This is a genomic window from Stenotrophomonas sp. 2YAF22 (assembly GCF_052114665.1).
Classification (GTDB): Bacteria; Pseudomonadota; Gammaproteobacteria; order Xanthomonadales; family Xanthomonadaceae; genus Stenotrophomonas; species Stenotrophomonas indicatrix.
Genome location: NZ_JBFRFE010000217.1, coordinates 1 through 6,118, shown reverse-complemented (window position 1 = coordinate 6,118; position 6,118 = coordinate 1). Strand labels below are relative to the sequence as shown.

6 protein-coding genes are annotated in these 6,118 nt (G+C 66.8%); 5 read left to right on the top strand and 1 reads right to left on the bottom strand.

The genetic code is table 11. The features are described 5' to 3' along the window. On the top strand, window positions 1–559 hold a 559-nt coding region (locus AB4Y84_RS10485), incomplete at its 5' end, for a FecR family protein (RefSeq protein ID WP_442250102.1). 270 nt (window positions 560–829) lie between these two features. After that, window positions 830–3,748 (top strand): TonB-dependent receptor domain-containing protein, encoded by a 2,919-nt coding sequence (locus AB4Y84_RS10480; RefSeq protein WP_442244452.1) that lies wholly within the window; start codon window positions 830–832, stop codon window positions 3,746–3,748. A gap of 116 nt (window positions 3,749–3,864) precedes the next feature. Here AB4Y84_RS10480 and AB4Y84_RS10475 read toward each other — a convergent pair whose 3' ends face one another. After that, the gene (locus tag AB4Y84_RS10475) at window positions 3,865–4,122 is read right to left on the bottom strand and encodes a DUF2789 domain-containing protein (protein WP_442244451.1); all 258 of its coding nucleotides are present in this window, start codon (window positions 4,120–4,122) and stop codon (window positions 3,865–3,867) included. Window positions 4,123–4,230: 108 nt separating this feature from the next. Here AB4Y84_RS10475 and AB4Y84_RS10470 point away from each other — a divergent pair, with 108 nt between their 5' ends. From AB4Y84_RS10470 to exbB, 3 genes are read left to right on the top strand one after another with little or no spacing between them, the layout of a single operon-like run. After that, on the top strand, window positions 4,231–4,818 hold the full coding sequence (locus AB4Y84_RS10470) for a biliverdin-producing heme oxygenase (protein ID WP_442244450.1): 588 nt from the start codon (window positions 4,231–4,233) through the stop codon (window positions 4,816–4,818). 31 nt (window positions 4,819–4,849) lie between these two features. Beyond that, window positions 4,850–5,317 carry a YbaN family protein gene (locus tag AB4Y84_RS10465; protein WP_312787179.1) on the top strand — a complete coding sequence of 156 codons (468 nt, stop codon included), beginning with the start codon at window positions 4,850–4,852 and terminating at the stop codon, window positions 5,315–5,317. Next, window positions 5,304–6,032 carry a tonB-system energizer ExbB gene (gene exbB / locus AB4Y84_RS10460; protein ID WP_312787183.1) on the top strand — a complete coding sequence of 243 codons (729 nt, stop codon included), beginning with the start codon at window positions 5,304–5,306 and terminating at the stop codon, window positions 6,030–6,032. Before AB4Y84_RS10465 ends, exbB begins: the two co-directional genes overlap by 14 nt. The last annotated feature ends 86 nt before the right edge of the window (window positions 6,033–6,118 follow it).

The following is a 6,118-nucleotide window of genomic DNA, read 5'->3' as shown; positions in this document are numbered from 1 at the left end:
GGATGCGGACAGTGCAATCGCCGTGCGCTTCGATGCGGAGGCACGCCAGATCGAGCTGCTGCGCGGGCGTGCCTGGTTCGAGGTCAGTCCGGATGCGCAGCGACGCTTCAGCGTGCACGCGGGCAATGGCGTGATCGAGGACATCTCGACCGCGTTCACCGTCGCGCGCGGCGATGACCGGGTGGAAACGCAGGTCGGGCAGGGCAGGGTACGCGTGGCCAGCCCGGCTGACGGCGGCTGGACGTACCTGCAGGTGGGCCAGCGTGCGGCCTATGGCGAGCACAGCGGTGTGATGCGTCTGGAGGACGTGCCGGCCGACAGCGTGGGTGCATGGCGGCAGGGCGAACTGCTGCTGGACCAGGCCAGCGTCGCCGATGCCGTGCACTGGGTGGGGCGATATCGCGCCGGTCCGACCTTCGTGCGTGGCGATCTGTCGCGGCTGCCGGCGGTGAGCGCGGCGCTGCGCATCGATCGCCCGGAACAGGCGCTGGACGCGCTGGCCGCAACAGCAGGGTTGCAGGTTACCCGTCTTCCGTTCGGCGTCGCCATCGTGCAGTAGATCCACGCCGCCATCGTGCAGTAGATCCACGCCATGCGTGGATGATCAGCGCGAATCATCCCAGTGTGCCGACCAACGGTCGGCACCCACCGCTGCAACCGGCCGACCAACGGTCGGCAGCCACCGCGACCGCAAATCCCTCTTGGGGTTGTCGCGCGCCCATCCGTCTTACCCCGCGAACGTACTCGCCGCCGCCACGTACGTCGCCGTGTCCGCCTGTGTTGCGGATGACGCCGCGTTCGCGGCACCGATTACCTGACAGGTTCCCCCATGTTCGACTCCCACCGCCCGGGCCGCATGCTGCGCCCGTCCCGCCTGTGCATCGCATTGCTGGCTGCCGGCCTGGCCAGTGCCGCACCCTCCGTACTGGCGCAGAGCGTCAGCGGCGACCACGCTGCCGTTCAGCGCTTCGACATTCCGGCGCAGCCCCTGGACGAAGCGTTGCGCAGCTACATGCGCCAGTCCGGCGTGCAGGTGGTGTACCCCGCATCGCTGGCGCAGGGTGCAACCTCGCGCGCGGTCAGTGGCAGCCTGTCGGCCAGCGAGGCGCTGCAGCACCTGCTGCAGGGCACGGGCCTGGCAATGCGCAGGGTCAGCGCCGATGCGGTCACCCTGGAAGCGGCAACGCCGGTGCAGGCCGGCAGCGGTGTGATCGTCACCGACACGCTCAGTGTGGCCGGCGACCGTGTTGACAGTGGCGCCACCAGCGACGAAGCGCGCCTGCTCGACAGCTATCGCAGTGTCGGCTCCACCACCACGCTCAACCGCGCGCACCTGGAGCGCTTCCGCGGTACCTCCAACGGCGATATCGTCAAAGGTGTGGCCGGCGTCACTGCGGGAGACCCACGCGTGGGCAACGGCTTCGACGTCAACATCCGCGGCATCCAGGGCCAGGGCCGCGTACCGGTGATCATCGACGGTGGCCAGTCCAGCATGGACACCTATCGGGGCTATGCCGGCCAGTCGCAGCGCACCTATCTCGACCCGGATCTGATCTCCAACCTGACCATCACCAAGGGCCCGAGCCTGCAGGCCAATGCCTCCGGTGGCATCGGTGGCGTGGTCGAAATGGAGACGCTGAAGATCGGCGACGTTCTGCGCGAGGGCCGCGACTTCGGCGTGCGCGTACGGGGCGGCCTGGCCAACGCCAGTGCCAACAACCTGCCGGCCTACAGTGCCGCGCCGCGTACCGATCGCAGCGCCACCGGCAGCCAGTTCTTCAACGTGGCTGCGGGAGGTCACTGGGACCGCTTCGATCTGGTCGCGGCCTATGCGTATCGCGACAACGGCAACTACTTCTCCGGCAAGCATGGCTACGACGACTTCCCGCAGACCCGGCGGACGCTGGCGCCACTGAATCCGCCACGTACCGAGGTGTTCAATACTTCTTCGCGCTCGAAGTCAGCGCTGCTCAAGGGCACTTGGCGCATTGATGACGCGCAGACGCTGGAAGCCGGCTATCGCCGCTACGAAGGCACCGCCGGCGAGATCATGGCCTCGCAGATCATCCGCGTCGAACGTGACCGCATCCCGCAATGGGATCCAGGCCACGTCGACATGGACAGCTACAGCCTGCGCTACCGCTTCAACCCGGACAGCGACCTGGTCGACCTGCGCGTCAACGCTTCGTACACCGACACTGACAGCGTGATGTACAACAGCCTGACCGGCATCACGCCGTGGTACTTCGACCGCCGCACCGAGTGGTACGACGCACCCAGCTTCAGCGGCGACCCCGGCTACAAGGATGCCTACCGCAACCCGCTGCGGCAGAAGCGCTTCAACCTGGACGCCAGCAATACCTCGACGTTCGACACCCGCGCCGGTGCGTTCACCCTCGACTACGGCCTGTCCTACAGTGACGAAGACATCGCCCCGGGCAGCTCCGGCCCGATCATGCACGACGACCTGGTCAACAACCGCTTCCTGCGCAATGCCGAGCGCAAGGAATACAGTGCCGTGGCGTCGTTGAAGTGGCAGCCCGACGAACACTGGGAGCTGTTGGCCGGTGGCCGCTGGAACCGGGTGGATGTGCACGACCGCAACCGCCTGGCCACGCCTGACGCCTACGAGGTGCAGGGCCAGTACCGCTACACCGAGCTGCTCAACGGCAACCCCAAGCTGCCGTCGTGGCGCGCAAAGCGCATCGCGCTGCTGAACTGGTATCCGGATGCGAACGGCAATTTCACCCAGGAATCGCTGCTGGCCTCTCCGTACAAGAAGGGCACGGTCGGCGACATCGGTGGTTGGAACTTCTACGACGCCGGCAAGGCGCAGGATCTGGAAGTGCCGGTCAGCTGGACCTGGTCGCAGCCGATCCGCCGTCGCGACACCGCGTTCTCGCCGACCGCCAGCGTGGCCTATCGCTTCAGCGAAGACACCATGGTCTACGTGAAGTACGCCGAAGGCACCAAGCTGCCGAGCCTGTTCGAGACCACGCTGGGCCTGTTCACCGCCGCCAAGCCGGTGGGCGAACTGAAGCCGGAACGTGCGCGCAGCTGGGAGATCGGTGCCAGTACCATCCGCTACGACCTGTTCACCAACGGTGACCGCCTGGCGCTGAAGCTGGCCTATTTCGATACCCGCATCGACGACCTGATCACCCGTGACTACCGCACGTTGTCGGCCGGCCTGATCCGCAACGTCGACCAGTTCAAGGTCTCGGGCATGGAGTTCCAGTCCAGCTATGACAGCGGCAAGGTGTTTGCCGACCTGTCCGCGCACTACTACTTCAAGGCCAAGACCTGCGCGCCGGACATCGCCGCAGAGCGTCGCGCCTACGGCGGACAGCGGAAGAATGACGAGCTGGTCAACACGCCCAACTGCGTGGATGGTGGCTTCGAGGGTTCTTACACCAACACGCAGAACCCGCCGCGCTACATGGTCAACCTGACCCTGGGGTCGCGCCTGTTCGACGAGCGGCTGACCTTCGGTACCCGCGTGGTTCACAACGCTGGTCCGATCAGCAAGCTGGACAAGGACTGGAACGTAGGCCTGTCGGCGATCCAGCAGTTGTACCGACCGACCACGCTGGTGGATCTGTTCGCGAGTTGGAGCTTCAACGCCCAGTTGTCGGTGGAGGCGGGCGTGGACAACCTGACCGACCGCTACTACCTCGATCCACTTGCCCTGGGCGTGATGCCGGCGCCGGGCCGGACCGCGCGATTGGCGTTGACCTGGAAGTACTGATCGACGGGGTCAGAGCCCTTTCCTGTGATCGACGGGGTCGGATCCCTTTCCTGCGGAAAGGGCTCTGACCCCATCGGGTAATGAAGCGGTAGTGCCGGTCCATGCCCGGCGTCTGCTTACAGCCCGGTCGCTGCCTTCACCGCCTCTTCGTGCAGCGCCTCGTTCAGTTCGTCCACCACGGTGCTCCACGCCGCGTCGGCCTGCAGCGATTCGGACAGGAACTGGCGCTGGGCATCGTTCCAGTAGGGTGCCTTGGCCACTTCCACATCGGTGGCCAGCTGGTGCTCGCGGATGAAGCGGGCGATCCCCTCGGCGCTGGCATCCAGGCCCAGCTGCAGGAACAGGTTGGTCATGCGCGGTTCGGTGGTGATCATCGTCGGTTCCGGGTGGAAGAAGGGGATGGCCCATTATCGGTGCACACGAGCTTGGGGAAAGCCCCGCGGTGAACGTCTACAGCAAGACGACCCTCCTGGCATTCCCCCATGAACGCACACATCGCTCCCGAAGACAGCCGCAGCCTGCGGCTCAAGGCCGCCACCCGCGACAGCCACGGCGCGCTGGACAAGCGCATCATGGCCGGCGACATCTTCGCCGACCGCAGCAACTTTGCCCGCTTCCTGCGCGTGCAGTACCGCTTTCACCGCAGCATCGATGCGCTGTATGCCAACCCCGCGCTGGACGCACTGCTGCCTGATCTCGATGAACGCCGCCGCCTGACACAGGTCGCGCGTGACCTGCAGGATCTGGAACAGACCCTGCCGGATGCCGACATCCCCGCACTGCCGTTGCATCTGGCGCTGCCGGCAGCGCTGGGCTGGCTGTACGTGGCCGAAGGCTCCAACCTGGGCGGCACCGTGCTGTACAAAATGGCTGCCAAGCTCGGCCTGGACCGCGACTTCGGCGCCCGTCACCTGGCGGCGCATCCAGACGGTGCCGCGCGCCACTGGCGTGAGTTCACTGCTGCGCTGGACGCGGTACCGCTGAGTGCCGAGCAGGAGCAGCAGGTGATCGATGCGGCCGATGCCGCGTTCCGCAGCGTGCACGGCCACGTCGAAGTGGAATTCTCCTGATGAACGCCGACCGCGTGCAGGCGCAGGGTTGATGCGCTGGCTCTGGTTTGCGCTGGGCTGGGTGATGGTCGGCCTCGGCGTGATCGGCGCGCTGTTGCCAGTGATGCCGACCACCATCTTCCTGATCCTGGCGGTGGGCTGCTTTGCGCGCAGCTCGCCGAAGTTCGAGCAGCGCCTGCTGGCGCATCCGCGCTATGGCCCCTCGTTGCGGTTGTGGCGTGAGCAGGGCGCGGTGTCGCGCAAGGGCAAGGCGTTCGCCAGCGCCGGCATGGCGGTGGGGTTCGCGATGTTCTGCTGGGGCGCCCATCCCTCATGGCGTCTGCTGCTGGGCGTGGGCCTGTGCTTCGCGGTCAGCGCCGGCTATGTGCTCAGTCGACCAGCACCACGTATGGAACCCACGCCGCTGGTGGAAGTGGACGACGCTCATGATCCGCGCACGGCTCGCCGCCGTGCCGTGTCCCCTGATTCTGATGGAACCCGAGATGATGCTGCCTGCTGACCTGGCTCCTGTGGCCGCCCCCGCACTGACCCCGTGGGGCATGTACCTGGCTGCCGATGTGGTGGTGAAAGCGGTGATGATCGCGCTCGCCTTGGCGTCGCTGGCCACCTGGACCGTGCTGCTGGCCAAGGGCTGGGAGCTGGGCCGGCAAGCGCGGCAGCTGCGAGCGGCGCGCGCGCTGTTGCTGCAGGCGGCGAGCCTGCCTAACGAACACGCCGATGCCTGCGTGCAGCAGGGTACCGCGCGGGTGATGCTGGATGCCGCGCGGACCGAACTGCACCTGTCGCAGGATCTGGATGGCCGCGAGGGCATCAAGGAGCGTGTTGCCTCACGCCTGGACCGGATCGAACTGGAAACCGCGCGCGTGCAGCGGCGTGGCATTGGTGTCCTGGCCAGCATCGGCGCGGTGGCCCCGTTCGTCGGCCTGTTCGGCACGGTGTGGGGCATCATGAACAGCTTCATCGGCATCGCACACAGCAACACCACCAACCTGGCGGTGGTTGCGCCGGGCATCGCCGAGGCCCTGCTGGCGACCGCGCTCGGCCTGGTGGCGGCGATTCCCGCAGTACTGGTCTACAACCACTTCAGCCGCGTACTGGCCGGCCTGCGCGGCCTGCTCGGCGATCTGTCGGCGGCGGTGCAGCAACTGGTCTCGCGTGATCTCGACCGCGCCGCTCCACGTGCAGCAGCCGCGCCGCTGCGCGCGGTGCACTGAGGGGCGACGATGGCGATCAGGACCGCGTCCGACCGCGACGACACGCCGGAAGAAGCCCACGAGATCAACGTCACGCCCTTCATCGA

Excerpts from the sequence above, each read along its gene's own strand:
- AB4Y84_RS10480 (WP_442244452.1), top strand. The coding sequence starts at position 830 with ATGTTCGACTCCCACCGCCCGGGCCGCATGCTGCGCCCGTCCCGCCTG.
- AB4Y84_RS10475 (WP_442244451.1), bottom strand. The coding sequence starts at position 4,122 with ATGATCACCACCGAACCGCGCATGACCAACCTGTTCCTGCAGCTGGGC.
- AB4Y84_RS10470 (WP_442244450.1), top strand. The coding sequence starts at position 4,231 with ATGAACGCACACATCGCTCCCGAAGACAGCCGCAGCCTGCGGCTCAAG.
- AB4Y84_RS10465 (WP_312787179.1), top strand. The coding sequence starts at position 4,850 with ATGCGCTGGCTCTGGTTTGCGCTGGGCTGGGTGATGGTCGGCCTCGGC.
- exbB (WP_312787183.1), top strand. The coding sequence starts at position 5,304 with ATGCTGCCTGCTGACCTGGCTCCTGTGGCCGCCCCCGCACTGACCCCG.